Here is a 660-nt window from a genome sequence, read left to right on the forward strand (position 1 = left end):
TATGGGTATTGATTTTATTTGTTTAGGTTGGATGGGTGTGTTTCGTCGGAAAGTATGGATTCGTTTAGGTTGTTTTGAGTGTGAGTGAGGTGGGAGTGTTGTTTATGGGTATTGATATTTTGTGGTTAGGAATTGGAATGAGATGGGTAGTAAAGATTTTGAGTAGTATTTTATATTATTGTGGGTTTTTTAAATTTTTTTTTAGTTTTGTTGATGTTATTTTGAGAATTAGTAAATCGTAACGAAGATGTTTTTGGTAATTATTTTTTGATGGGAGTTTGGTTGTTTGAAAGTTGGTTAAGGGTGATGAATGAAATGTGAATTTTTGTTTTGTTTAGGTTGGATGGGTGTGTTTTGTTGGAAAGTATGGATTTGTTTAGGTTGTTTTGAAGGTATTTTGTGTTTGTATGGTTTTGGTTTGGATTTGTTTGTTTTTTTTTTTTTAGTTGAGTATTTTGGTAGATTAGTTGGAATGATTGATGATTTTGAGTTAATTGAATGTTTGGCGTATGAGTGGTGATTGGATAGTTAGTGTTTGTAGGTTTTATGTTTGTGTATTGAATTATTTATTATTTATTTTTTTTAGTTAATTTATGGGTGATGTTATGTTTGATGATGAGTTTTGGGGTTTGTGTTTTGTATTTAATTTGAAGGAATTGT

Annotated in this window: 1 protein-coding gene; it reads left to right on the top strand. The window is 29.5% G+C overall.

The window, feature by feature from the left end; translation table 11 throughout:
- Positions 1-310: 310 nt before the first annotated feature.
- Positions 311-520, top strand: coding sequence for a hypothetical protein (locus tag IE038_RS25650; RefSeq protein WP_189396430.1), 210 nt, complete (start codon positions 311-313; stop codon positions 518-520).
- Positions 521-660 lie beyond the last annotated feature (140 nt).

Source organism: Pseudomonas laurentiana, from assembly GCF_014648275.1.
GTDB lineage: Bacteria > Pseudomonadota > Gammaproteobacteria > Pseudomonadales > Pseudomonadaceae > Aquipseudomonas > Aquipseudomonas laurentiana.